The following is a 24,737-nucleotide window of genomic DNA, read 5'->3' as shown; positions in this document are numbered from 1 at the left end:
TCCAGGCCCCTTATTGATGGCTGGCGAACAGCAAACGGTTATTTCGTTGCAACCAAAAAATCGCCAACACCGCGAGGACGAACGGCGTCGCGGAGCGGTAGGGCGACAGCGTTGAAAGCAGGGTACACAGAGACTCGACCACGCCGATGAGCAGGCCGGCGACGAGGGTCAGCGACAGGGACTGCAGGCGCCCAATGATCGCCGCCGCCAGTGCTGGGATGACCAGGAAGGTCAGCGCGCCGGCGTCCAGCCTGACTAGCGCCCCCAGCAAGATTCCACTGATGCCGGCCATCACGCCGCTGATGGACCATGCCAGCACCTCGACTCGTATCACTCGGATCCCGACGATGGCTGAGAGCTGCCGGTGGCTGGCCAAGGCCCGCATGTGTAAGCCAATCCGGGTTCGGGCGAGAAACAGCGTGATGGCGGCGGTTAGCACTAGGGTGGCGATAAACGCCAGTAGCCGGGTCAGGGTCAGGCGCACGCCCATAAGATTGAATGCAATGGTGTCACTGGGCAGGTCCAGCCTGCGCGGGTTTGCGGGCCACAGGCTATACAGCAGTCCCAGCAAAATCAGGAGCACGCCGAGGGTGGCCATGGCCTTGATCACCGGTTCGCGGTGTTCCAGGCGTGGTGAAATCAGCAGGCCATAGCCCAGGGAAATCAACCCGGCGACCACGATCCCGGCCAGCCAGCAGAGCGGCGCGAATCCGCCCCACTGGCCTAGTTGCCAACTTATCAGCGCCGCCGCCGCTCCAATAGCGCCATAGGCCAGGTTGAGGACCCCAGTGGCCCGGTAAAGCAGCACCAGTCCCACGCCGGACAGGGCATAGATCGAGCCGATTGCCAGGCCCGCCATTAGAAAGATCAGATAGCTATTCACGCGCCTTGTCCCAGTTCATCCTGACGATAGATCGCCGGAATTTCGACTTCGAAGCAGCCTTCGAGATCGCTGTAGCCCAGGTCTTTGACCTGAACCATCATTCCTGCATGGTTGGCCATGTGTTTGTCCCCGGTGCCAAAAGTCCAGGGCGCGCAGAGCAAGTCAGTGCGGTAGTCCTTAACGCCGCGGAGGGCCTCGCTGACCGAAGCGCGGTCGATCTGGTTGGGATCCATTTTGCGCAAGGTTTCGACGAAGATGTTCGCCGAGACGAAACCCGCCTGAGAGAACGTGTCGATCCGGTTGCTCGCACGGCTATCACCGACCCCATACTTGGCCATCAATGCGCGCCAACGTTTGGCATCAGGGCCTTGGCCGTCGAGGCGGGTTAACTCGATTTGCACTGCTAGGTGACCGTCCCAGTAGTCACCCAAAGCTGCCGGGATTTTGCTGTCGTAGAGTGGAGTAGCAGCAATCCATTTGTATTGGTCACGCAGGTTCTGTTCTTGGGCGGCTTTGAGCACTCCCAACCCGGCACCTGCGGGCAGGTTGAGCAGGATGGTGTCCGGGTTGGCGGCCATTGCTTCGAGGACTACTCCTGTGAAATCCGCTGCGGCCGGGTCGAAGACCACAGAGATGCCTTCCAGGCCCCGTTGCTTGAGCCAGTCGTTGACCGCGTCGCAGGACCAGACGCCATTGCTTGGGATATTCAGTCCGATGCATGCGACGCGCTTGCTGCCTTGTTTGCGCACAGACCACTGCACCGCGCCCAGGTTACTCGGTAGAGGGCCCTGGTTAGTGGTGGCGATATTGCGCGCCTCGAAGCACTCGCGAACCGCACAGCCGGAGGCCATGGAAATGACTTTTTCCTGTTCATAGAGCTTGGCGTTTACCGACATTTCGATAAAGCTGCCGCTGCCGACCAGGGCTACCACTTTACGGTCCTTGACCAGCTTGGAAGCGGCCTGGGCGGCTGTCTCCGGGTTCCACTTGTCGTCTTCGATGGTGTACTCGATAGGTCGTCCACCGATCCCGCCGTTCTCGTTGACGCATTTAAAATAGGCGCGCGCGGCGGCGGCTGCCGAGCTGAAGTCATCTGGGCCGGTTTTGCCGACGATGGCGCCTACGAGGATTGGCGTGCCGCTTGCCGGCGCGGCACCAGTCGGACCGCAAAGTATTGGTTCAGCTGCCAATGCCTGGTAGCCGTACATCAGACCAAAAAGGGACAGATAGTGCAGCCAGGTTTTTGAAAGAATGGTTTTCATAGAGTGCTCCACAAGGCAAAGGGCACAGGAGTGGCCGGGCAGACGAGTGCTCAGGACCTGGCCTTAAGGCGCGCAAGGTCTAGCTTGCGGCCTGGAATCGGGGGTTCAGGTAGACGCTGAGGTCAGATCGGGAAGACCAGCTTCAGCCAATAGGCATCGCCTTCGGCGCGGTTGCGCACGCTGCTTTCCTGTTGCCATTTGGCGCTGAGGAACCAGCCCTTGCCGCTGTCGTACTTGATCGAAGGTCCGATGGCGAATGCCCGGCCCTTGTTGTCCGAGAGCTGGTCGCCATCGACGCGGTCATCGGTGGTCTGGCGATAGAAGTAACCGCCCACGCCGACCACCCAACTCGGTGAGACCGCCCAGCCGACGGAATAGTCGAAATGGAATTCCTGCCCGGAGCGGTAGTCAGTGGCACGGTTCTCCATGTTGAAGTCGTACATCATCTTGATATCGGCGTTCAGGCCCGCAGGGTCGATGTACGAGGCGGCGACGACCGGTTCGACTACCCAATAGTTTCGGCCGATATTAGCCAGATCGTGGCGGTCGTAATCGCCGGTCGGGGCGATCACGTCGAGAGCAACCAGTGAGTGCAGCTTGTCGCTGTGATGAAAGCCTAGGGCCGACCCAAAGTACATATCGCCTAGACCCCGTTTGCTTTGGGATTGGCCGTTGAGATCAACCTTCATGTCCACCAACGGCATGATCGAGTGGAACGCCAGCGATCCCCCTAGCACTTTTTGATCGGTGACCCATATCAGTCGTGGCGAAACGGAGTCTGCCGTTACCGAAAAATCCACTGGCACCTTATCCCCTCGATTGTCGCGAAGAGAATCGGCTCGATAGTGACTGGCGAAGACCTGAGCGTAGAGGCCTGGAGGGGGGATTGCAGCAACTGCCCAGTTATCCGAGCCCATCGGCGCAGTAGAACCACCACCTTCCGTGGCAGTGACAGCCTGGCTGGTGAGCATTGCAAGCGAGGACAGGCATGCGAAGCGCAAAGCATTGAGACGGAGCATTGCCATGATCGATGTTTCCTTATTTTTGTTATTCGCCTTGTCGGCAGGTCAGTGCTGTATCAATTCGTATGCCAAGTTTATAAAAACTTTCGGGTAAAATAAAAATCTTTATAAAACAATAAGATGCATATATGCTCGGTCTGATTTTACGGGCCTTGCTTAAGCCTGGATCATTATTTTCTTAAGAGAAGTATTTATGGGTGTTTACTTTTCGACGGAGGGTAAGGGTCGGGCATTGGTGTTGTTTTTGTATCGGGTCGGCGCACTTCAGTGCTGGTATTCGGAACAAGCTTGGCCTGTTAGTTTCGAGAGGCTCGCTATGTGGGGATGGTAATTGCCAAATGCTACAATCTGCTTTGCAAGTAGTCAGTCGGCGTTAGCATCATCGGCGCCGAGGTTAATCTGATTTATACATCTACGAACGTAAATCAGGTGTCCGACAGCTTGGGCCTCTCAGGGCTAGTTTTTTTCTAAAGTTTTTCAAATGGGCACGAGGCAAACCTCCAAGTTCTGCTGTATCCGAAATTAGTTAAAGCAGTTTTGCGAAGGTTGAGAGTTCTATTTTATGTCGGGAAGTCTATTTTGGCTTTTCGTATCTTAGCGGCGACATCCTGCTGAGGTTGTGATTTAAAATTGGGCTGTGTCGCCAGCGGACTGTATAATTTATAAGAGCTGTACAATATCAAACAATACGTATCTGAGGCGGAATGCTATTAGGTTAGGTGTCACTGTAGTCTGACTAATATATATTAAGCGCGGTGCTGACTAACCAATTTTAGCATTCGACGGAAATAGAGTTCGGCGCGACGTCCTGTAAAAGGTGTTGCGACTAACAGATTTTTTCCAAGCATGCATCCTTACTCAATGGTTTAGGAGGGGGGCATGCCGATTCTCACCACTCAGCCAGATCTGGATAAGTAGGTGCATTGTCAGCCTCGCGATTGAAGACGAACCCTTCAACTCGGCTAGTATAATAGTATAGGCGGTGCATCTGGGCCCTCCAGCCACCGATCTTGGTAGGAATGACTTCAAAATAGGTTTCTTCTCGAAAACAATCGATACCTCAGCTGGTCCTTAGCGCCGCAATACAGCTTGAGTACCCTGTGCAGAAAAGCCGTAAGCTTTTCATGGGGTATAATTGCCGCGTCGCCGAAGTAGATGCAGTTAGTGTCGTCCACATGATTATATTGGTTGTGCAGTTGTGTATGTTCTTGAGAACCATATTCTACATTCTACACCTAGGGTGGACATTCCTTAATTGCTCTTGCTTGCGTCATAGGCTTGTTGCGCAATCAGCACAGCATTGATGTTTCTCTCTGACCACAACAATATATGCTCGAGTGATTCTGCTAGGCTGACCCCCAAAGGCGTCAGCGCGTACTCAACGGAAACAGGCACCGTTGGATATGCGGTCCGTGTGAGGAGTCCGTCTCGCTCCAATCGTTTTAGTGTTTGTGAAAGAACCTTGCGCGACATACCCTCAATTTTTTTCAATAAAGCGTTAAAGCGCAATTTTTCTATCTTAAGTAGTCCGATAATAAGCACTGCCCATTTGTCAGCAATGCAATCCAACACAATTCGGGTAGGGCAATTTGCTGAGTACGGGTTCCATTTCATTAGTATGGCTTCACAAATAATCGCTATTGTTTAGCGAGGGTTTTGGGGGAGCCCGCTGCCTCGGCGATCGCTGCTGCCTGTTCAGAGGGGAAGAGAAGGTTTGGAAATATCGGTTTCCGAATAGTTACCAGGTAACCACGAGGTGCCTCCTTCTCAGCGCTAGGTGCTCCGTTATAGTATCTGCGATGCGCGCAGAGACCAAGTGCAAAAGGGATACCTTTGACGCTATGACGAATCTCCGTGTAGCTGCAACCCTTTAAAATTTCGAGAAGGAGTCTTTCATGCCAACTGTTGCCATCGTCTTTTACAGTGGTTATGGGCATACCGCAAAACAAGCCGAAGCAGTACTCGAAGGGGCATTGTCCGTCGCAGATGCCGCGTTGTATGCAATCGATGCCAATGGTGATCTGCCTGAGGGGGGGTGGGAGGAAATTGGTGCGGCTGCCGCGATCATATATGGCAGTCCTACCTACATGGGCGGCCCCGCTTGGCAGTTCAAAAAATTCGCAGATGCGTCCTCCAAAGCTTGGTTTACTCAGGGGTGGAAAGACAAAGTTGCTGGGGGGTTCACCAACTCGGCATCGACCAATGGCGACAAATTCAGCACTCTGCAATATTTCTGGACTTTGTCCCAACAGCACGGCCAGATCTGGATCGGCACTGGATTGATGCCGTCCAACACTAAGGCTCACGGTCCGGCAGACCTGAATTGGAGTGGTGGCTTCGGAGGTGCTCTCGCTATCTCTCCGTCAGATGCCTCGCCAGATGAAGCGCCTCGAGCCGGTGATCTTGAAACTGCCAGGCTCCTTGGTAAACGCATTGCGGAACTTGCTACAAAGCTAAGTTGACAACTGAGGTAGTCCAGCTTGGCGACAGTCAGCTTAGCGGGTTGTGGAAATCAGTTAGGGTGCAGTCTAAGACGTGCTCAATTCGGCTCTCGTTATCTGGACTACCATCTATGATGGATTAATGTGCATCTTGAAAATATATAGCCTGTAGAGTGGCTTTGTGCTTGACTTGCTCGCAGGCAAGTTTTTGAATTGAGGGATTGATTGATGAGACTAAATTTCTTAAGATTTTTTTCACTGGGCACTGCTGTTTTTATATTGGTGTTAGGGGCTTTTAGTGTGCAGGCAGCTCCGGTGGGAGATGTTGTCGAAGTTGTTACATTTAAACTAAAGCCTGGTGTTACTCCAGATCAATTTAAAGTCATAGATAAGAAAGTGGAAGTCACCCACGTTTCTAAGCAGCCAGGCTTCAAGTCACGGGAGAGCGCCTGGAGTGACGCTGGTGAATGGCTCGTAATCGTTCACTGGCGTTCAGTTCAAGACGCAAATGCTTCAATGGCAAGTTTTAAGAAAGCACCAGCAGCTGCTACGTTCATGCAAGACATAGAGTCCTCTACGATGCAAATGAAGCGTTATCAGCAGTAGTAGCTTAGCCAAGCGGTGTTAGGAAACGGCTGGATTGTCCGAAAGGCACCAGCGGTAGGGTTGTAGTGTGCTATACCTCGCCCGCTTGGCTCAGATCGACGTTGACCTTTTGTATATATTAACGGGAATGCGCTCCATGCCGCCTAATTCGCCTAAATAGGGAGTGGCGCTGATGCGTTTTAAAATCATGTACTTTAAAACGAGAAAAGGGCGGTAGCACTTTGTACATATAAGCGTACAGTCGTCATTCCATCGTTGCACAACGGTGAGCACGAAGGGCGATGTATAATCTAGCAGAGAAACGACCTTCACACAGCCGCTCGAGAAGCCCTTTCTCTTCTTGCTGAGATTGCTGCGGCATCTTCTCGAATCGAAGCAATCAGGCTTGAGTACTCCACCCGCGCTCTGCTGTGGAGCCTTGAGGCTCATGGGAAGCTGTCTCGGCTCGACACTGACAATTTGGGCAACGTGTTTCAAGTGGCATTCGAAAAAGCGGCTGTATGAACTGGCTTTCCGATAAAAGAGCAAATGTCCCCAATCGACATATCGCCGCTTATGTTTAAAGGCTCCCACACTTCGACTAGGTGTAAGGGCCTTTTTTGTGCGCAGGGACCATTACCTCCTAGCCTGTTCTATCAGCCCCCCTAAAGTGGTTTCGCATAGCTACTGCCGCTAGCTCGATAAGGAAACGATCCTGTTAATGCTGTCCTTGATCCACATCCCCATCACGCCCTGGAACAGCTGTTGACCATCGCTTAGTGCGACAACGAGCAAGGCTGCGTGGTGGTCAGCTTTTTGTTGAGTTGGTGGAATGCTGAAGAACACGGCGGATTTGTCCTGACCGACGAGGCGCGTCAGTCTATCTTTCAGATAAGCAGACAGATCATGCCCATTCATACATGCCGATGGGATCAACCTCATGATCGCCACCGCCCGTTTGCCGCTGCGAGGCGACCTGGAAAATAACCAATTGGAACGCCCAAGCGCCCATGGCCGGATCAAGTTCTCGATCTGGTTGTTGTCGATGGGCACAGTACCATCTTGCAGGTAGAGCGTCAGTGCTACCCAGCGTTTTAGGCTGTAATCAAGGGCCTTGGCTGTGGTCGTACCCTCGGGCACAAGTTCGCGTTGGGCCAGCTCCACTCATGCAGTTTTTCAGCGATAGGCACCGCTGTTTCTTGACCTACTCGCTAGCCGTCTTCGTCGCTCATTTCCTTGGCGTGTCGCTCGACTTCGTACAGCCTGCCAATCGAGTTAAGCGCCTGCTCCGCCAACTGACTTTTATTTGCCACGTGCAGGTCGAAGAACTTGCGGCGCGCATGGGCCATGCAGCCGATTTAAGTGATGCCCCGCTCGAAGCTGGCTTTGTAGTCGGCGAAGTCATCACAGACTAGCTTGCCGTTCCAGGAGCAGAAGAAGTTACGGATCATTGCGAGAGGCTACGAATAAAGCGCACGCGGCCGTTTGGATCTGAGGCTGGCCATTTGACAGTAATGGATTTGTCACCCAGCGGCTATACGATCACCACCGATTCATCAGTTCGCTGCAGCTATTCACGGTACGAATGCCGGCAGGGTTGTAGAGGCTTGGTCGCGGTAAGTCGGCAGCCACTTGCGGATCACGTTGGCGTTTATGCCGTGGCTGAGGTCGATGCTGGAAACGGTGGAGCCCAGTTGCAGGCATCTCTGAGCGACCGGGCTTTGAATGGGTATGGATTGGCGCTTCGTTGGCGCATGGAAATCCTGGCGATAAGGGTGATCGCGTCCGCAATAAAGATGACACCTTCGTCCTTAATGCTGGGATTCTGAAGGTGTGTTCACCGGGCGCTTACGATGATCAGCACGCAGAACTGCGTCGTTTGCGAACAGAACTCAAGCGGGTGGCTGAAGCTGTGAGAACTCAGCACAGCTCGGTGTGCAAGCACCGGCCAGTGGAAGGCTACCGTAACCCTACTGTCCACGTCGCTGAGGAGTCGGATACATTTGTAGTACTTGAGAAGCCATCGAACAAAGGACCTGATCCTTCGGAGATAGTGGAGAAAAGGGACGCAGCCAAGGGAAGCACAACAGGCATCCCGCGCGCCGGACGCTGAGCCGGATCCGTTGCGCATCGATGGGACTTGAAGGTGGATGTGAAGCTGTCCGAAGGAACAAGGGCATGCAGTTCATGGCATTGCCGCACCACATCACACCGCAGTTATTGGTGCAGAGTTTCTATTCCCTGCGCCGCGATGTAGCGGTGGGCGTGGACGGCATGTCGTGGCGAAAATATGAGGAGGGGCTCTGTTGCGGACCAGCGAGTTAACGTAACTTATCAGTCCTCTTTTAATTGTCTCGAGACGCCCTATTCTATTGCTGCACCCCTGCTGTTCTGCTTGTATCCTTACGCACACCGAGGGTGTCAGCCTGCTTCATTGCTAACTAATAATAGCTAGGGGGGGAAGCCGGGCTTTCCAAAAGGTACTGAAGTGAAGAGTGAAATCCGCCTCGTAATGCTCTTGCTGTTGGTTATCTGTTGTTTCCTCGCGTCGCTGACCATCTGGAAGGTGCTGGCTTCTCGAGATCGGGTACTGAAGGAGGTAGACGTCCATGGATTGAACCTTGCCCAGGCGCTCGCTACCTATTCCGAAGGTATCGTTCGGCAAAGCTCGTTGCTCTTGGTAGGGCTTGTTGAGCGTTTGGAAACCGAGGGTAGCGGTCCTGTTCAGATCCAGCGACTAAGTTCTTTAGTGAGTCGACAACAGCGCTTGATGCCGCAACTGAGCGGCGTCGCTATCTATGACAGTCAGGGACGCTGGCTGATGTCTTCTAATCAGCCTATTCCAACCGGCGTCAACAGCAGTGACCGCGCCTATTTTACTCATCACCGCGACGATCCATCCCGGGAGCTATACATAGGGCCGCCGATACGTAGCCGGTTCAATCAGTTATGGGTGATCACTGTTAGTCGACGTTTCAATGACGCTCGGGGAGAGTTTGCTGGGGTGGTAGCGGTGACATTGGGGGTGGAAACTTTCCTGCGGCTTTTCGGACAGATCGATGTGGGGCAGGAGGGGGCCATCGGGTTATCCTATACCGATGGTACGCTGTTGGTTCGCTATCCCTTCCGCGAGCAGGATATGGGACGCAAATTTTCGAAGTTGCCGATGTATGCAAAGTATCTTGTGGATGAATCGGTCGGTACCGCATCGTTCACCTCCAGCCTAGATGGTGTTGAGCGGCTCTATGCCTTCCGTAAAAGTGACAAGTTTCCACTGGTGACCACGGTAGCGCTTGGCAAAAGAGAAGCATTGGCTACGTGGCGACTGGAAGCACTACTGTCAATAGGCGTGGTGACTAGCATGTTGGGACTAACCTGCATGATCGGTTGGTTTTTGATCCTGGATATCCGTCGGAGGACCAAAGTCGAAGGAGAGTTGCTGGTCGCTCAGCAGCAATTGCTAGGCTCGAATCGGCAACTAGAATGGTTGGCGATGAGGGATGCATTGACTGGTCTGGCGAATCGGCGCTGCTTTGATGAGACCCTTACCAAGGAGGCACGACGAGCACAGCGAGACGGTACATCGTTGACATTGCTGATGATCGATATCGATTATTTCAAGCTATTCAATGATTCCTTTGGGCATGTTGCCGGCGACACTTGTCTGCAGACAGTTAGCAGAGTCATAGAGAATTGCATACGGTGGCCTACGGATTTGGTGGCGCGGTACGGTGGAGAAGAAATGGGGGTTATTATGCCCAATACCAACAGTAATAGTGCAGATGCAGTAGCGCAACACATCTTGGACCGGTTGAAGCAAGAAAATATTTCTCACAAAGCCAGCCCGTTGGGGCGTGTAAGTGTGAGTATTGGAATTGCCACGGCAGCTGGTTCGGAGTTGGATCAATTGCAAGTTTTAATCGGATCGGCAGATCAGGCCCTCTATGGCGCAAAGGCTTCCGGGCGAAACAATTTTCAGAGGTACCGTAAGTGATCAGAGTTTCGCAATCGGATGATGGTATCAATTTTAAGAGGTTCGGAAAATTTGCTCCGTAATTTTGCTACATTCCCAATGTTTATTGGCTTTTAAGAAAGATGCTCTGTGGTTATTCAAAGAATAAGCAGTTAATTTTTTGATCTTAATGAATTTATCTTGGGCTTCAGTATTTCGGGGCGCCCCTATAGTTATTTCGCAACGATGTCAGTTCGCGCAACCACAACTGTCGCCGGGATAGATATAAGGCTGTATGTGATCGGGCGTAAACCAATCAGTCTTTCTGCTGACTGGTATCACGTAATAGCATCATTGACAGGCGTTGAATCAACTTTTATTTTCAGCGCGTGATATGAGTGTAAGAGGGTGTATGAAATCACATTGACGCCCCGTTAATGATACCTTTGCCACTTTCGCCCCCTTTACATTAGCCAGGTCAATCTCATTAGGATTTCAGGGTTTGGGGCAACAAGGCCTTTTTGGACCTTTTATGGGATTCGTCTTCGCGCATCAGCGGCAATGTATATTATGCGCGCTATTCTGCGCATGCTCGCGAGCGAGACTGTCCATAGCGCTCAACGTCGTCGCTTGTGGGGCAAGGGAACGTCGCGTCTCTGGACGAGACTCAGATTGGTAGTGGGAATAGCTTGTTTTATTTGGATCTGTGCAAGGTGCTCGCGAAAACCGGCAGTATCGAGAACGAATGATGGTGCAAGGAATAGCAGTTCGCTCTCGAGCAACAAACTGAGTTAATCGAATAATGATTCGATTTGCATAATGACATTTGGTTGATCGTACCCTTCGGCCTCGAATAGGTCATACAGCCGGTTTAATGGTGAGCCTTAGCGAGCATATGGGCCAGTGCCCACCCATTCTGCTTCTCGCAGTTCCAGTAGGATGGTGCAGTTTACGAGTGGGTGGCCTGCGCGGCGGATGACCGCTGGATGGGCCAGGTCCAGCGGGATTTGCATCAGGTCACTCATGTGCACCGTGGTGGCGACAAGTGGGATTGCGAAATCGAGGCTGGTCTCCCTCACTCGCGACAGCAGTCCGTTGGATGGTCTACTTGTAATGTGCATGGAGACGCCTTGTACTGCTCAAAAAATCCTCAGGACAGGCAGTAGAGTCCCAGATAAGGCTTCGGAAGAGGTAGTTCACCCAAGACATCTTCACCGCTGCTCTTGGCTTCAATCTGAGCGTAATCGTACTTTCGCAATATCAGTCTCGTTCTGGCCAGAAACGCCTCGCCGGGAGCACTCAAAGTGATTCCACTATTGCCTCGAATGAAGAGTCCGACATTCATAGCTGATTCAAGTCTTTTGATCTGCTGTGTGAACCCGCTTTGTTCGAGTCCAAGTGAGACGGGTAGTACCCATACATAAACTGGCCAAAGTGTTGTTGAGTAGATACCCTGCAGGCCTCTTCTTTGGCGCAGTCCTCTCGCGTAGAACCTACCCAATTGGCGTCGAAAATGCCCAGCTCAGCAGTGGTGATAACACTAGCCGAACCAGGTAAACCTGGACCAGTGTCAACAGGGGGTTAAGCCTGCTCGAGAAAAGATTTGCGCGCATCTACTCAATGGAACCGATGCTGGTATTGGGAGGCGGCATATCCGGTTTAAAGGTATGTCCGCTCATGGGCTAACCCTTATCGCTCAATCCGCGCAGTGCGCTTGTTGTAGATGTTCATCAGCATTGATGCATTGAGCTGGAGGCGTCCAGGTAAACACTCATCGTGATGGCGATGACTTCAATCGCCTAGCCCGTTTGGTTGAGAGCTGTGCCAGCAACAAAGTCACCATTTCGGGGTGGCCAATACCGGCTGCCAGAGAAGAGTTTTTTACCAAGTTGAAGTACTGGCTGGTGAGCTGAGGGATGATCACCCGCATGGCCTGCGGAATAATGACCTTTGAGAGCATCGGCCCTGGGCGCAGCGCCAATTAGCGAGCTGCCTCGGATTGCCCATGGCTCACTGATTTGATGCCGGAGCGGACTATTCCGCAATAAATGCGGCCGTGTACATCGGGAGCGCAAGCGCCAGTGGCAGTGGCAGTGGCAGTGGTTCAGGAATGAGCACCTAGTCATCGACGAAATTGAAACTCTTGATCTCAGATGTTTCCCAGAGTACTGGAGCACCCCAGATCAGGAGGCTGAAGGCAGGTGTCACGAAAATGAGCGCCAGGATATCCAAAACATGTGAACCGACACACCGGTTGCCTCAAATCGGCGGTTTGCCCACTTGCACATCATGGCGGATGCCATTACCGCGTATTGCTACGCAGGCCAAAAAGGCCATGTACCGTCCGTAGGCATGGATGCCGGCATGTTTAAGCCGCGGCGGCTGCTGAAGTCCACGTTCATAAAGCCGTGAGCATTACGCGGATGAGTTATTGTGAGGAAGACGGCGAAATACCAGAACAGGATTTGAAGCATTGGGGGGAATGTTGCGAAGTACTTCTACGTAGACGGTTGCAAGTTTGTTAATCATCCAGTTTGGCTAAAGTCGCGCAATGCCGAAGATAAAACCTAGTATCGTGGCCTGGATGACTCCGGTGACGGAAACCTGAAAGGTATTGATGAGACCGATCAGGAACACGCGCGCGTAGGTATTGGACTATCTGTAGTCAATCCAATGTTGAGCGATGACCAAACCGGCGGTATTTTGCAGAAAAGAAAAGCGGGTTGTGATGCTGCGATGCACCAGATTCGTATGGGTATCGTCATAGAGCACCCAGCCGAATCCGATGACCGCAATGACCGTCAGAAGCTGAAAGATCCAAGCTATTTTGGCTGGGTTGTTCAAAGAGAAACCGGGCGAAGAAGGGATATGAGTGGGCATGAAGCGCCCCTGAAAATCAGGTGAAGGGACAGTGCCCGGCAAACACCTGCCGGGCAAGTGGAGGTCAGCGTACCGGCGGGGCGTATTGCAGGCCGCCTTGGCTCCATAGCGCGTTCAGGCCGCGTTTGATCTTCATGTCACTGCCTGTCCCCAGATTGCGCTCAAAGGACTCACCGTAGTTGCCAACCTGAGCAATAATCTTCGTCGCCCAGTCATTGGGCAGATTTAGATCTTTGCCCAGTGCACCTTCTGTTCCGAGCAAGCGCGCAATGTCGGGATTCTTGGAAGACTTGATCATGTCGGCAACGTTCTGCGAGGTAATACCCATCTCTTCGGCATTGAGCATGGCGGCGAGTGACCATCGCACCACGGTGAACCAATCTTCATCGCCTCTGCGTACCGCCGGAGTCAATGGTTCTTTTGAAATCACGTCAGGGAGAACAATGAAGTCATCCGGCGTAGCGAGTTTCAGACGTTGGCCGTAAAGCTGCGATTGATCGGTCGTCAGCACATCACAACGCCCCGACTCCAGAGCCTTGAAACTCTCATCAGAGGTATCAAAGGTGATCGGGGTGTATTTCATGCCGTTGCTACGAAAGTAATCCGACAGATTCAGCTCGGTTACAGTGCCCGCCTGAATGCAAAAGGTAGCCCCGTCCAACTCCTTCGCACTTTTTACGCCAAGCTTTTTGTTTACTAGAAACCCCTGTCCATCGTAGTAGGCGACATTCGTAAACTGGATGCCCATAGCGCCGTCCCGAGATGACGTCCATGTTGTGCTTCGGGACAGCATGTCGACTTCACCCGATTGGAGTGCGGTGAAACGCTCTTTGGCGGTCAACTGGGTGTACTTGACCTTCTTCGCGTCGCCGAATACCGCGGCGGCTACAGCACGACAGACATCAACGTCAAAACCATGAAAGTCTCCTTTGGCGTCGGCATATGAAAAGCCAGGAAGTCCGTCGCTAATGCCACATTGCACGAACCCTTTCTTTTTGACGTTATCAAGCGTAGCGCCCGCATTGGCAGTGATTGCAAATACAGTACCGAGGGTCAGGCACGCTACGGTTGAAGTCAGTTTTAACAGCTTGTTTTCTCGTTTCATTGCAGTGCTCTCGTGTGTGTGGCGAGTTAGTGCTAACGCCACGCGCAGGCGGGCCTTGGCCTGGATTGCTGGCGTAGTGTTCAACTTCGAAATTGGGAGGGCAGAAACAAGAGCGGGGCGTCAGGGCACCCAGCAGGGGCTGTATTTGTTTTTATTATTTGGCATGGTCGTCTTCTTGTTTTTATGTCGGTTTGAGGCCGAATTTACGATAAGTGAGGGATCAGCGATCCGTTAGGTTATCGGTAGTGACTGCTCTACCAGTTGAATCCAAACGGCTACCCCAGGCTCGATAACCTGGTCATTAAAGTCGTAGTAGGGGTTATGCAGTGCAGCGGAGGGCTTCTCTCCATCTACCCCCATCCATAAGTAAGCTCCAGGACAAGCTTGAAGCATGAAAGAGAAGTCTTCCGAGGCCATTGAAGGGCTACACCCCCACTGAACATTTGACTCTCCAACTGCCGCGACCGCCGCCCGACGAACGATGGATGCGGCTTCAATATGGTTCTCGGTGACTGGGTATCCGACGTGAAAAACCATTGCTCCCTTGATGCCGAACGCACCCGGCAACTGTTCTACGAACTGACCGATCAGCGCTTGAACCTTGTCACGAACCGGGGACTGCAAGCAACGCACTGTCCCTTTGAGAACGGCCGTTTCAGGGATGACATTGATTGCTTCACCGGCATTGATTTGGGTAACGCTGATCACCGCACTGTCGAGCGGTGAAAGCCGTCGAGACGGGATTGTTTGCAAGGCCAGGATCAACTCTGCCGCCGCGACGATCGGATCTGCCCCCTTGTCCGGCATAGCTGCGTGACAGCCTTTGCCCGTCAGCGTGATTTCAAAAGTATCGAGCGACGCCATCATAGGGCCGGGGTTGATTACCACCTGCCCAGCCGGGGCTCCCGGCCAGTTATGCAGCCCATAGATAGCATCCATGGGAAATTGCTCGAACAATCCATCCTCAATCATTTTCTTCGCCCCCGCGAGACCTTCCTCGGCAGGTTGGAAAACAAAGTGGACAGTTCCGCTAAAATTTCGGGTTTCACTTAAGTGACGGGCTGTAGCCAGCAGTATCGCCGTGTGACCATCATGACCGCAGGCGTGCATGCAGCCTTGATGAGTCGACTTGTGCGTGCACTGACCCAACTCCTGAATGGGTAGGGCATCCATGTCGGCTCGAATGCCGATAGTGGGCCCCTGTCCATTGCTCAGAGTGCCAATGACGCCTGTACCGCCAAGCCCGCGATTGACTTCGATTCCAAAGCCTTCAAGAAGCTGCGCAACACGCTCAGAAGTCTTCAGTTCGTTGTAACCGAGTTCGGGGGCTGCGTGAAAATCACGACGCCAGCCGATGGCATCTTCTATCAATACTTTAGAGATCGACATCGCCGTTACTCCAGGCTCGCGCCGTAGCCGAAGCTTGCGGCAGGTTTAGCAGCGGTCTCGACCCAAACGCTTTTGACTTCGCTGTATTCGCGTAGAGCATCGAGCCCGGAAGACCGACCGTAACCGCTCTCGCCGTAGCCGCCGAAGGGTGAGCTGACGTGAATAGTCTTGTAGCCGTTAATCCAGAAGGTACCTGCGCGGACTTGCCTGGCTATGCGGTGTGCCCGACCGACATCGCGCGTCCAGACCCCGCCGGCCAATCCGAATCGACTGTCGTTGGCGATGCGGATTGCATCCGCTTCGTCTTTGAACGCAATTGCGACCACTACCGGCCCGAAGATCTCTTCCTGCGCGCAGTAAAGGTCGTTGGTGCCTGCCAATACGGTTGGATTGATGTAGTATCCAGGTCTGTCCGGAATGGGATCTGCATCCTGGCCGACGAGTTTCGCGCCATCTTTCAACGCGCCTTCGACCATGGTTTTTACGTGGTTGTACTGCTTGGCGTTGTTAATCGGGCCGATCTGGGTTTCAGGATCACTCGGATCGCCGACCTTGAAGTTCTTCGCCGCCTGGGCGAGCGCTTGGGTGAATTTCTCAAAGATCGATTCTTGAACCAGCAAGCGAGATCCTGATACGCAACTCTGACCAGCACCTGAGAAGATCGCTGCCTGTGCGCCGCGCAACGCGACTTCCAGATCAGCGTCCTCGAACACGATGTTTGCCGACTTGCCGCCCAGCTCCAGCACCGTCGGGATGCAACGTTGTGCCGCGGCTACGGCAATGTGCCGGCCTGTCGCTGGAGAGCCCACAAATACCACTTTGCGGATATCTGCCTTAGCGATGAAGCCTTGGCCGATGGTGTGACCGAAACCCGCGATGATGTTAACCAAGCCTTTAGGCACGCTGGCACGCTCGATCAATACACCAACCATCAGCGACGACAAGGCAGTCAACTCAGACGGCTTGAGGATGACCGCATTGCCAGCGGCAATAGCCGGAGCAATCTGCCAACCGCAAGTGAAAATGGGCGCATTCCACGGCGTGATTTGCAGCACTGTGCCCAGCGGTTCGTAGGTCACATAATTCAAATGCGAGGTCGGAACAGGGATGACTTCGCCGTGCAGTTTGTCTGTCCAACCTGCGTAGTATTCGAACATTTCCGCGACCTTGGACACCTCAACCCTGGCGTCACGGATTGGTTTGTTGCCCGTCAGCGATTCGATCTGCGCGAGGCTGTCGGTGTTGTCCCGAATAAGCGCGCCGATCTGATACATCGTGCGACCACGTGCCTGTGCAGTGAGCGCCCACCACTCAGCCTGGGCTGCCTTGGCGACTTTTTCCGTGTGCGCGATCAGCGAGTCATCAGCATCCGGATAGGTAAGCGAGACGCTGTCATCGTGGGCGTTACGCACTTCAACAAGGGTACCGTGACCATCGATAAACTCACCGCCGACATAGCTGCCGACCACGCTGCGATCACCCCAGAATGGGCGCATCAGTTCGAGGATTTTTTGAGTGCTCATTCATTATTCTCCACGGCCATAAAGCTTGGCATCGGTGCGCTGGACAATCGCGCAGAAATCTTCGTTATCGGGCAGCGACTCACTACTGGCTTTCCAGAGGAGGGCGACGATCCGCGACAGAGGCAGATCTAGGTCGAGGCTGTCGGCCAGATCGCTGGCGAGGCCTACGTCTTTGCGCATCAAGCCCATGGTGAACCCAGAGTCATAAGCTTTGTTCAGAACCCAGGTAGGGAACATGATTTGCGTAGCACCGCTTCGCCCCGAACCCGCATTCAAGCCCTGGAGAAGCTTTTCAGGTTCAACACCGGCCTTAGCGGCCATCGAGACGCTTTCTGCGGTGCTGATGAGGTGACAGGCAGTCAGCATGTTATTGGCGATTTTCGCCACGTTGCCAGCGCCACATTTACCGACATGAACGCGAGTGCCGCTCATACCTTCCAGCACCGGCATGGCGCGGGCCAGATCCGCATCTTCTGCGCCGATAACCATCGACATGGTTCCGGCAGCGGCGCCTTTAGGTCCGCCCGAGACCGGCGCATCGATGAAGGCGATACCGATACTTGCAAGTGCGGCAGCAACTTTGCGGCTGGCCTCAGGTGTTGATGTGGTGGTGTCGACAACTATCAAGCCTTCACGGCCAAACTCGAGGATGCCGCCTTTTCCAAGGCAGACGGCTTCCACATGCTCGGCCTTGGGCAGCGACAGGATCAAAATATCCGACTCTTTGATCAACTGATTGCGATCAGTAATCGGCTTGACGCCTTTTTCCCTGGCATGGACGTACGCGGCCTCGGAAAGGTCAAACCCGCTCACGTCAAAGCCTTTGCTGGCGAGCGTGGCAGCCATGCCACCGCCCATATTGCCCAAACCAATGACGCCTACTTTCATAGTCATTTCAACAGTCTCAGTTAATTGTTCTGTACGAATTCGAGGATGACGTTGCCTGCTGCCTGGGGTTGTACGAACACGCATCCCGGGACTTCACGATGCGGGACCTCGTTATGTTCGAGGATCGAACGCAAGGTGGTGAGGCTTGTGGTGTGCAGGCGAATAGAAATCGCATGAGGTCGTTCTTGAGCCACCTTGGGCAGCTCGATACCAGGAAATTCCTGGGCCGCCGTCGCAGCGTCAATGGCACGCAAGACGCCACATTGGGTATCTGCTTCCAGGACCGAACCGTTGTATTTCACGGCGTCGCCGTAGATGGCGCGCCAGCGAGGCTCCAGCAGCGTGTGATCTGCCAGGTAGGTAATCGCGAGAATCCCGTCTGCACCGTTTGGATGGTTCTGCCACCCTCGAACCCAAATGAGTTCAGGGCGATGCTGGTGACAGATAAAGTTGGATGCGTCAGGGAGTTGCGGGTCAATGAAGAGCGCCAGGGAAACAACGGCTTCATCGTGGTGACCATCGGGCAGTGTCATTCTGCGGCGAAAATCAATCCGGCCTTGGCTTTCAAGCCCTGATTCGATCATGCGAGCGTGGTCAGCGTCGGCGTCTTTGCTGTGCAGTGCCACCAAGGACACGCCTTCCTCGCCTCGGTCAAGAAACTGACCCAGCTGACGTCCGAAACAGAAGCCGTTCACCGAGTTAGTGTCGAATTTTGACGGGTCTTCAACGCCAATCAATTCGATAAAATTACTCGGGAACATCATCAGCGACGTAACGCTTCCCCAAGGGTGGTAACTGACAGGAGAAGGCGCGAACCCCATCCGGCGGTAAAGCTCCAAAGCCTGCGCATGATTACGCACGGTAACCAGAGGGTGATCGATACCCTGCGGGAATTGAGCAACGGCTGTCATGGTGGTAGCTCCGGATTAGCCTTTGGTTTTTGTTGTAAGAGTGGCAAGTGATGCCGGGGCGTTACCGACAACCTTGGCGGGTGATCCAGCCACGACTGTTCCGGCAGCTACGGGTTTGAGCACCGTAGAGTTAGCCGCCACGATGGCGTTAGCACCCACTTCGATGTTCCCGAGAACGGTCGCTCCCGCGCAAATCAGTGCGCCTCGGCGGATCTTCGGGTGGCGGTCGCCTGCTTCGCTGAGCGTGCTGCCGAGGGTGACGCCGTGCCAAAGGCTGACTTCATCCTCAACTACAGCGGTCTCACCAATGACGAGGCCAATGCCATGGTCAACGAACAGGGCTCTGCCGAGGCGTGCCGCCGGATGGATGTCAATGCTCCAGGTGTTTGCCGCCCAGTTCTGCACCAGCACTGCGCTTTGCACATCACCGTCAGTCCAAAGCGCGTGGGCAATGCGATAGGTCTGGACGGCCTGGATGCCACGGAACGTCAGAAAAGCCGTGAGGTGATCGGGGCAGGCAGGATTCACAACTTCAAGATGATTGATATCCGCAGCCGCTGCCTGCCCGATGGAGGGCGTGGAGTCGATGATCGACTTGAACCAGCTTTCCAACGCCAAGGTGTTTGCTTGAGCTTGCATCTGACGTGCGAGGTTCGCTGCCAGCGCAGCCTCGAAGGTGGAATAGGCCAACAGATGGCTTGTCGCGTAGTCGCGTAGTACCGGGTTGCGCTCGGTCAATTGGTGGGCTTGATCACGAAGGCGCTGCCAAAGAGAGCTCATATCCATCTCCTGTTGCTGATGGATCGAGTATGGACACGCGGCAGACGCTCCAGCAATATTCATAAATTCGAAGTTTTGTTGCCTATATCGCAACACAGGAGATTTATGAGCTTGGTGCAGGATCGTCGAATCCTTTATTTCTTTGAGGCGGTAAGGCTCGGCAGCGTACGAGCTGCGGCGGATTATCTGAATGTCGCCCCGTCTGCAGTCAGTCGGCAGATAGGCCAGCTCGAACAGGAGCTGGGTGCGCCACTGCTTGAGCGGCATCGGCGAGGCGTGAAACCGACTGAGGCAGGCGACCGAGTTTTGGGGTACTACCGTCAACGCCTGACACACCAGGAACTGTTACTCGACTCCCTTCAAGCGTTGAGAGGCCTACAAAGCGGATCTGTCGTACTGGCGGTGGGGGAGGGCTTCATTGATGGACTGGCAGGCCCACTGAGCAATTTCTCCACGCTTTATCCAAACGTCGAGATTCAGGTGAATGTGTGCGGCAGCAACGAAGTAATACGGCAGGTAGTAGAGGACGAAGCGCATTTAGGCCTGGTATTCAACCCGGCCGCGGATCCGAAAATACGCTCGCACGCCTCGCAGCCTCAGCCGGTCTGCGTGGTTGTTAATCCCCAGCACCCTTTGGCTCAATCGGATCGCCCGATTTCGCTTGCGGGTTTGGATGCGTACCGATTGGCTTTACCAGGTGTCTCATTTGGTATTAGACAGATTATCACGCTCGCTGAGCACCACCTGGGTGTGATGCTACGCCCGACCTTGACCTGCAATACCATTGCCATGCTTAAGCGTTACTCGATGCAAGGCGGGGTGACGCTCCTGCCCACCTTCGTGGTGGACGAAGAGGTGGCGGTGGGACGGCTTTGTACCCTTCCTTTACACAACGAGATTTTTGCCAGCCCGCGTGTTCATTTGATCAGTCGTCTTGGCCGGCAGTTGAGTATTGGTTCGAGTCGCTTGCTCACGATGCTGCTCCAGGAAATGGCGGCATTCAAAGCTCGGTAAAACGGGTAGGCTTGTTCGAAATTGTACTGGAAGACGTAGAGGTTAATTTATATTTATATATATAAGTCATATGGTTTAATACAAAATATTTGTTTTTTTGTGTTGCAGAAAATAAGAAATAGATGCTGTTGTTGGTTGCTAAACGCCCATCCCATACTGCGCTCCACCTCTCCCTGGGGAAGGGTATGAGATCGCTTCGATCAAAACGCTGATGGCTGCGCGTGAGAGCACAACGGGTACGATCATCAGCAAACTGGTCACCACTTCCCTCGTTGAAGATATACAACCTGACACAGCCGTGGAGGCGGTCGAGAAAATCTCCTCGGCGTCGTCAGGCGGTGTCATCTCCGTGAGTAACGCCAGCCAGTTCTCCGATGGCGTGTCGGCTTGCCTGGTCATAAGCTCTGTAGAGGCGGCCAAGCGCAACCTTCAGCCCCTAGGTGTGTTAAGGGGTTTTGCCGTTGCAGGTTGTGAGCCGGACGAGATGGGCATTGGTCCGGTGTTTGCCATTCCCAAACTGCTCAAGCGTCACGGGCTCACCGTCGACGATATCAATCTGCGGGAGCTGAACGAAGCATTCGCGGTGCAGGTGCTGTACTGTCAGGACAAGCTCGGTATCCCGATGATCGTCTTAACGTGAATGGAGGCGCTACTGCTCTCGGCCACCCTTATGGCGTGAGCGGATCGCGCATGACTGGACATGCGCTGATCGAAGGCAAACGCAGACGGGTAAAGTACGTCGTGGTCACCATGTGCATCGGCGGAGGAATGGGCGCCGCGGCTTTGTTCGAAGTGGCATAGAGCGACTATCGGCCCTTTTGCTCGCGGCGCTTGTTGCAAAAAAGCTGAACGGCCGGAGGTATTTACACTGCGAGGACTTCTTTGGCCCATTCCTGCAGACCCAGACTGGCAAACAGGAAATAGCAGATGTCGCGTTTCGCTTCTCGCACGCTTAATTGGAACCCATTCCGAACCCAGCGAACCAGAAATGCATCGCTGCCATCGATGACCAAATCGAAGACGGCTGAGGGCGGGGCGATGAGTTCTGGGTGGCTTTTGCGCAAGTCCTGATGCCAGCGTATCAAGTTGTTCTTTTGCTCTGTCTTGATTTCAAGACTGCGCGCGCGAACCCGGTCGCCGGCGCTTGAAGCCTCGGCAAAAAAGGCCAACGCGAATTCGCCGTCTTCTGACAGGTGCTCAAGATAGGCGCCGACGCTGGCGATCAGACGTTCCTTTGGTGTTCCATCTGAGTGCATTGCGTTGGTCACGCGTTTGAGATGGGACTCACTCAACCGCTCAAAGCAAGAGAAATAACAATCTTCCTTATCCTGGAACTGCTGATAAAAGGTTGTCCGTGACACGCCGGCTCTGGCAATGATGTCGGCCACGCTGGTATTGGGATAACCCTTGGCGGCGACAAAGTGGGCGATGGCTTCGACCAGCCGACTACGTTGAGACAAAAGCACGATGTCACGTGGCAGGCTATTGAGCCCGCGCGGTAATACTCGTGGCACCAGCAAGGGGTCTTCCATTTCCTCCGCTCGAACGGTCGAGACCTTTTTGCTGCTCGGCTTCGGGGTTGTTTTGGCGGTCATCAGTATTTGCCCATCCAGATGAGTACGGCGTATGTCAACGCATTGAACTTTTAAAAAAGATAAGCAGCTAAAAACGCTTGGCCCACCCCGTTGCAGCTTGTCGGCTCCAGCGGAGCGAGGCCTTCAGAGCTTGGCGAGAAGACTGTCTGGAAGTCACTTCAATATGAAACTGATCGGAGTCCATGGACATGAAGGCACGCAAGCGGTGGCCGGCTTTCGTTCGATGGCTCGAACCATCGCCTTACAGCCCGTGGTCAAGTCTACTTGAAAAGGTTTCTTCCCACTGTACTTGGTGATTTCCGTGCTGATAAACCCCGGAAACAGGGTGGTCACGTAAATGGCCGTGTCACGGCATTCCAGGCGTAGTCCTTCTGACATTGAAGCAAGACCGGCCTTAGTAGCGGCATACGTCAGGCTTGCGTTTTTTTGTCCGCGGATGGCTGCCACCGATGCAACAGTTACCAAGTGCCCACGCCCTTGCGCGCGGAAAATCTCCATAGCTGCCTCGCATTGCGCGAGGGTATCCACGAAGTTTGTGTTAGCAGTTGCCAGGTTGGCATCGAAGCACCCGGTGCCCAGTGACGGTCCCTTTCCCAGTCCCGCATTGACAATGATCCGATCAATACTTGAAAACTCTTTATTGAACTCGTGAAACACCTCAAACACCTGCAGGTAGTCAGTGACGTCCAGAACCTGGATAGACACATGAATGGCGGGGAAGTCACGCAGCAGTTGCTCGCGAAGCTCAGTCAACTGGTCAAGGCGACGCGCGCACAGCGCAAGGTTGTGTCGTTGTGCGGTAAATGCGTGCGCCATGCCTGAACCTAACCCTGAGCTTGCACCGTTGATGAGGATGTTAATAAAGGCTTTTCTCTGATTGTGGGGTGTTCGCGGACGCATTATTTGAGTCAACAATACTGAGCTTTGTGCAAATGTACAGATTCGTATATTTAGGGTGGTCCGGGCGCTCAAGCGCGATAATGATAGATGTTCGTTCACCTTTCAGGAAAAAAGTCCGCCGGCAATATAAATAAACGTAAGTGTACAATAGGGTTCATGTGTGTATTATTGCCGCGTGCCGTTGTGCGGATTCGGTCGTTTTTCCGGACGCGAAGGTGCAGCGATACACGTTGTATGAGCGGTTGCCGGACACAGGGACTGGCCCCGTTATCAAACTCCAATAACTACATGCCTGTACCCAGGAGCTTGCACATTATGCTTATCGGTTCGCCTCGTAGAGTTGCCATCGTGGGCTCATGCCGTATTCCCTTTGCCCGTTCGAATACGGCCTATGCCGAGCTGAACAATCTGACGATGCTGACGGACACGCTTCGTGGGCTTGTGAAGAAGTTCGACCTGCAGAATGTCCAACTGGGGGAGGTCGTCGGTGGAGCGGTGCAAAAACATTCGCGTGATTGGAACCTTGTGCGTGAGGCGGTGCTGGGCAGTGGTTTGCACCCGCACACACCAGCGTTTGACGTTCAGCAGGCGTGTGGTACCGGTCTTGAGGCGGCGATTCTGGTGGCCAATAAGATTGCCCTGGGGCAGATTGATGCAGGTATTGCCTGCGGCACGGACACCACCTCGGATATTCCGATCGGTGCCAATCGCAACTTGCAGCGAGCATTGGTCAAACTCAACGCTGCCAAAACCCAGGGTGACAAGCTGTGTCTTGGGCTCAAATTGCTGCGGCCATCTCACCTAATTCCTGAACTACCCGGTAAGGGTGAACATCGCACCGGGCTGAGCATGGGCGAGCACGCGCAGATTACCGCTAAGCGCTACGGAATCTCACGCGCCGATCAGGATGCGCTGGCCTTCGCCAGTCATCGCAACCTCGCCAAGGCTTACAGCGAAGGCTTTTTTGACGATTTGATCATGCCGTACCACGGCCTCTCTCAAGACAACAATATGCGTGGTGACTCTACGTTGGAGAAGCTAGGCAAGCTCTCGCCGGCATTCGGTAGTGGGGGCACGATCACTGCGGCCAACGCCACGCCCTTTACCGATGGCGCGTCTGCGGTACTGCTGGCTTCGGAGGAATGGGCGCAGGCGAGGGGGTTGCCGATTCTGGCTTATATACGTGCCGGTGAAGTCGCTGCCGTTGATTACATCGACGAGCGTGAAGGCCTGCTGATGGCAGGTGCCTATGCTATGCCGCGGATGCTGAAGAAGACCGGACTTGCGCTGCAGGATTTCGATTTCTATGAAATTCACGAGGCGTTTGCGGCGGTCGTTCTCTGCACCCTGGCGGCGATGGAGTCTGATGAGTTTTGCCGCGAGCGCCTGGGGCTGGAAAAGGGGCTGGGAGTAATTGATCGCTCCAGGCTCAACGTCAAGGGCGGCTCGGTGGCTACAGGGCACCCTTTTGCCGCGACCGGTGGGCGCATCGTCGGCACGCTCGCCAAAACCATCCATGAGAACGGCGGTGGCCGTGGCCTCATTTCCATTTGTGCGGCGGGTGGTCAGGCCGTCACCGCAATCATCGAAAAATAACAACAGGTGCA

19 protein-coding genes and 4 pseudogenes are annotated in these 24,737 nt (G+C 53.9%); 7 read left to right on the top strand and 16 right to left on the bottom strand.

Going from position 1 to position 24,737, the window contains the following annotated elements:
- Positions 1-10: 10 nt before the first annotated feature.
- The 4 genes from V3W39_RS00770 to V3W39_RS00755 form a co-directional block, all read right to left on the bottom strand.
- Positions 11-883, bottom strand: a complete 873-nt coding sequence (locus V3W39_RS00770) for a branched-chain amino acid ABC transporter permease (protein ID WP_330211962.1) — start codon at positions 881-883, stop codon at positions 11-13.
- Positions 880-2,145: an ABC transporter substrate-binding protein gene (locus V3W39_RS00765; RefSeq protein ID WP_330211961.1), complete on the bottom strand. Its 1,266-nt coding sequence runs from the start codon at positions 2,143-2,145 to the stop codon at positions 880-882. The genes V3W39_RS00770 and V3W39_RS00765 overlap by 4 nt, the downstream gene beginning before the upstream one ends.
- A 122-nt stretch (positions 2,146-2,267) precedes the next feature.
- Positions 2,268-3,170 (bottom strand): SphA family protein, encoded by a 903-nt coding sequence (locus V3W39_RS00760; protein WP_442968382.1) that lies wholly within the window; start codon positions 3,168-3,170, stop codon positions 2,268-2,270.
- Between the two features lie 1,248 nt (positions 3,171-4,418).
- Positions 4,419-4,781: a winged helix-turn-helix transcriptional regulator gene (locus tag V3W39_RS00755; RefSeq protein WP_330211960.1), complete on the bottom strand. Its 363-nt coding sequence runs from the start codon at positions 4,779-4,781 to the stop codon at positions 4,419-4,421.
- Positions 4,782-5,062: 281 nt separating this feature from the next.
- Between V3W39_RS00755 and V3W39_RS00750 the strand changes: the two genes are divergently transcribed.
- Together V3W39_RS00750 and V3W39_RS00745 are read left to right on the top strand one after the other, a co-directional pair.
- The gene (locus V3W39_RS00750; protein WP_330211959.1) at positions 5,063-5,629 is read left to right on the top strand and encodes a flavodoxin family protein; all 567 of its coding nucleotides are present in this window, start codon (positions 5,063-5,065) and stop codon (positions 5,627-5,629) included.
- Between the two features lie 207 nt (positions 5,630-5,836).
- Positions 5,837-6,214 (top strand): antibiotic biosynthesis monooxygenase family protein, encoded by a 378-nt coding sequence (locus tag V3W39_RS00745; protein ID WP_330211958.1) that lies wholly within the window; start codon positions 5,837-5,839, stop codon positions 6,212-6,214.
- Positions 6,215-7,021: 807 nt separating this feature from the next.
- On the opposite strand, the pseudogene tnpC reads toward V3W39_RS00745, so the two are convergent.
- Positions 7,022-7,638 (bottom strand): annotated as a pseudogene (gene tnpC, locus V3W39_RS00740) (IS66 family transposase); the annotation flags it as partial.
- Positions 7,639-8,371: 733 nt separating this feature from the next.
- Between tnpC and V3W39_RS00735 the strand changes: the two are divergent.
- Together V3W39_RS00735 and V3W39_RS00730 are read left to right on the top strand one after the other, a co-directional pair.
- Positions 8,372-8,518 carry a hypothetical protein gene (locus V3W39_RS00735; RefSeq protein ID WP_330211957.1) on the top strand — a complete coding sequence of 49 codons (147 nt, stop codon included), beginning with the start codon at positions 8,372-8,374 and terminating at the stop codon, positions 8,516-8,518.
- Positions 8,519-8,705: 187 nt separating this feature from the next.
- Positions 8,706-10,187 (top strand): diguanylate cyclase, encoded by a 1,482-nt coding sequence (locus V3W39_RS00730; protein ID WP_442968389.1) that lies wholly within the window; start codon positions 8,706-8,708, stop codon positions 10,185-10,187.
- A gap of 1,108 nt (positions 10,188-11,295) precedes the next feature.
- Here the strand turns inward: V3W39_RS00730 and V3W39_RS33685 are convergent.
- The 9 genes and pseudogenes from V3W39_RS33685 to epsC all read right to left on the bottom strand — a co-directional run bounded on the left by V3W39_RS33685 (position 11,296) and on the right by epsC (position 19,621).
- Entirely contained in the window at positions 11,296-11,490 is a 195-nt protein-coding gene (locus V3W39_RS33685) for a hypothetical protein (protein WP_442968381.1), read from the bottom strand.
- 50 nt (positions 11,491-11,540) lie between these two features.
- Positions 11,541-11,758: pseudogene (locus tag V3W39_RS33680) on the bottom strand (amino acid ABC transporter permease); the annotation flags it as partial.
- A gap of 76 nt (positions 11,759-11,834) precedes the next feature.
- Positions 11,835-13,025 (bottom strand): annotated as a pseudogene (locus V3W39_RS00720) (amino acid ABC transporter permease).
- A 64-nt stretch (positions 13,026-13,089) separates the two neighbouring features.
- Complete coding sequence (locus V3W39_RS00715; protein ID WP_442968380.1) at positions 13,090-14,130, bottom strand: amino acid ABC transporter substrate-binding protein; 1,041 nt, start codon at positions 14,128-14,130, stop codon at positions 13,090-13,092.
- 231 nt (positions 14,131-14,361) lie between these two features.
- Positions 14,362-15,519, bottom strand: coding sequence for a M20 aminoacylase family protein (locus V3W39_RS00710; RefSeq protein ID WP_330211955.1), 1,158 nt, complete (start codon positions 15,517-15,519; stop codon positions 14,362-14,364).
- 5 nt (positions 15,520-15,524) lie between these two features.
- Positions 15,525-17,042, bottom strand: coding sequence for an aldehyde dehydrogenase family protein (locus tag V3W39_RS00705; RefSeq protein WP_330211954.1), 1,518 nt, complete (start codon positions 17,040-17,042; stop codon positions 15,525-15,527).
- 3 nt (positions 17,043-17,045) lie between these two features.
- Positions 17,046-17,936, bottom strand: coding sequence for an NAD(P)-dependent oxidoreductase (locus tag V3W39_RS00700; protein ID WP_330211953.1), 891 nt, complete (start codon positions 17,934-17,936; stop codon positions 17,046-17,048).
- Between the two features lie 14 nt (positions 17,937-17,950).
- Positions 17,951-18,841 carry a VOC family protein gene (locus V3W39_RS00695; RefSeq protein ID WP_330211952.1) on the bottom strand — a complete coding sequence of 297 codons (891 nt, stop codon included), beginning with the start codon at positions 18,839-18,841 and terminating at the stop codon, positions 17,951-17,953.
- A gap of 15 nt (positions 18,842-18,856) precedes the next feature.
- The gene (gene epsC / locus V3W39_RS00690; RefSeq protein ID WP_330211951.1) at positions 18,857-19,621 is read right to left on the bottom strand and encodes a serine O-acetyltransferase EpsC; all 765 of its coding nucleotides are present in this window, start codon (positions 19,619-19,621) and stop codon (positions 18,857-18,859) included.
- Positions 19,622-19,726: 105 nt separating this feature from the next.
- Between epsC and V3W39_RS00685 the strand changes: the two genes are divergently transcribed.
- On the top strand, positions 19,727-20,635 hold the full coding sequence (locus V3W39_RS00685) for a LysR family transcriptional regulator (protein ID WP_330211950.1): 909 nt from the start codon (positions 19,727-19,729) through the stop codon (positions 20,633-20,635).
- A 352-nt stretch (positions 20,636-20,987) separates the two neighbouring features.
- Positions 20,988-21,436, top strand: a pseudogene (locus V3W39_RS00680) (acetyl-CoA C-acyltransferase); the annotation flags it as partial.
- 62 nt (positions 21,437-21,498) lie between these two features.
- On the opposite strand, the gene V3W39_RS00675 reads toward V3W39_RS00680, so the two are convergent.
- Positions 21,499-22,230 (bottom strand): TetR/AcrR family transcriptional regulator, encoded by a 732-nt coding sequence (locus V3W39_RS00675; protein ID WP_330211949.1) that lies wholly within the window; start codon positions 22,228-22,230, stop codon positions 21,499-21,501.
- Positions 22,231-22,383: 153 nt separating this feature from the next.
- Positions 22,384-23,130, bottom strand: coding sequence for an SDR family oxidoreductase (locus V3W39_RS00670; protein WP_330211948.1), 747 nt, complete (start codon positions 23,128-23,130; stop codon positions 22,384-22,386).
- A 315-nt stretch (positions 23,131-23,445) separates the two neighbouring features.
- Between V3W39_RS00670 and V3W39_RS00665 the strand changes: the two genes are divergently transcribed.
- Positions 23,446-24,726, top strand: coding sequence for an acetyl-CoA C-acetyltransferase (locus tag V3W39_RS00665; protein ID WP_442968379.1), 1,281 nt, complete (start codon positions 23,446-23,448; stop codon positions 24,724-24,726).
- Positions 24,727-24,737 lie beyond the last annotated feature (11 nt).

This window comes from Pseudomonas sp. Z18(2022), from assembly GCF_036346535.1.
Lineage (GTDB): Bacteria > Pseudomonadota > Gammaproteobacteria > Pseudomonadales > Pseudomonadaceae > Aquipseudomonas > Aquipseudomonas yamanorum_A.
The sequence above is the reverse complement of the archived record's forward strand: the minus strand, read 5'-3'. Positions and strand labels throughout refer to the sequence as shown.

Bases quoted from the DNA above. Each gene is read 5' to 3' on its own strand.
- V3W39_RS00765 (WP_330211961.1), bottom strand. From the start codon at position 2,145: ATGAAAACCATTCTTTCAAAAACCTGGCTGCACTATCTGTCCCTTTTT.
- V3W39_RS00750 (WP_330211959.1), top strand. From the start codon at position 5,063: ATGCCAACTGTTGCCATCGTCTTTTACAGTGGTTATGGGCATACCGCA.
- V3W39_RS00715 (WP_442968380.1), bottom strand. From the start codon at position 14,130: ATGAAACGAGAAAACAAGCTGTTAAAACTGACTTCAACCGTAGCGTGC.
- V3W39_RS00745 (WP_330211958.1), top strand. From the start codon at position 5,837: ATGAGACTAAATTTCTTAAGATTTTTTTCACTGGGCACTGCTGTTTTT.
- V3W39_RS00695 (WP_330211952.1), bottom strand. From the start codon at position 18,841: ATGACAGCCGTTGCTCAATTCCCGCAGGGTATCGATCACCCTCTGGTT.
- V3W39_RS00710 (WP_330211955.1), bottom strand. From the start codon at position 15,519: ATGTCGATCTCTAAAGTATTGATAGAAGATGCCATCGGCTGGCGTCGT.
- V3W39_RS00685 (WP_330211950.1), top strand. From the start codon at position 19,727: ATGAGCTTGGTGCAGGATCGTCGAATCCTTTATTTCTTTGAGGCGGTA.
- V3W39_RS00665 (WP_442968379.1), top strand. From the start codon at position 23,446: ATGCTTATCGGTTCGCCTCGTAGAGTTGCCATCGTGGGCTCATGCCGT.
- V3W39_RS00730 (WP_442968389.1), top strand. From the start codon at position 8,706: ATGCTCTTGCTGTTGGTTATCTGTTGTTTCCTCGCGTCGCTGACCATC.
- epsC (WP_330211951.1), bottom strand. From the start codon at position 19,621: ATGAGCTCTCTTTGGCAGCGCCTTCGTGATCAAGCCCACCAATTGACC.
- V3W39_RS00670 (WP_330211948.1), bottom strand. From the start codon at position 23,130: ATGCGTCCGCGAACACCCCACAATCAGAGAAAAGCCTTTATTAACATC.
- V3W39_RS00760 (WP_442968382.1), bottom strand. From the start codon at position 3,170: ATGGCAATGCTCCGTCTCAATGCTTTGCGCTTCGCATGCCTGTCCTCG.
- V3W39_RS00735 (WP_330211957.1), top strand. From the start codon at position 8,372: ATGCAGTTCATGGCATTGCCGCACCACATCACACCGCAGTTATTGGTG.
- V3W39_RS00675 (WP_330211949.1), bottom strand. From the start codon at position 22,230: ATGACCGCCAAAACAACCCCGAAGCCGAGCAGCAAAAAGGTCTCGACC.
- V3W39_RS33685 (WP_442968381.1), bottom strand. From the start codon at position 11,490: ATGAATGTCGGACTCTTCATTCGAGGCAATAGTGGAATCACTTTGAGT.
- V3W39_RS00755 (WP_330211960.1), bottom strand. From the start codon at position 4,781: ATGAAATGGAACCCGTACTCAGCAAATTGCCCTACCCGAATTGTGTTG.
- V3W39_RS00705 (WP_330211954.1), bottom strand. From the start codon at position 17,042: ATGAGCACTCAAAAAATCCTCGAACTGATGCGCCCATTCTGGGGTGAT.
- V3W39_RS00700 (WP_330211953.1), bottom strand. From the start codon at position 17,936: ATGACTATGAAAGTAGGCGTCATTGGTTTGGGCAATATGGGCGGTGGC.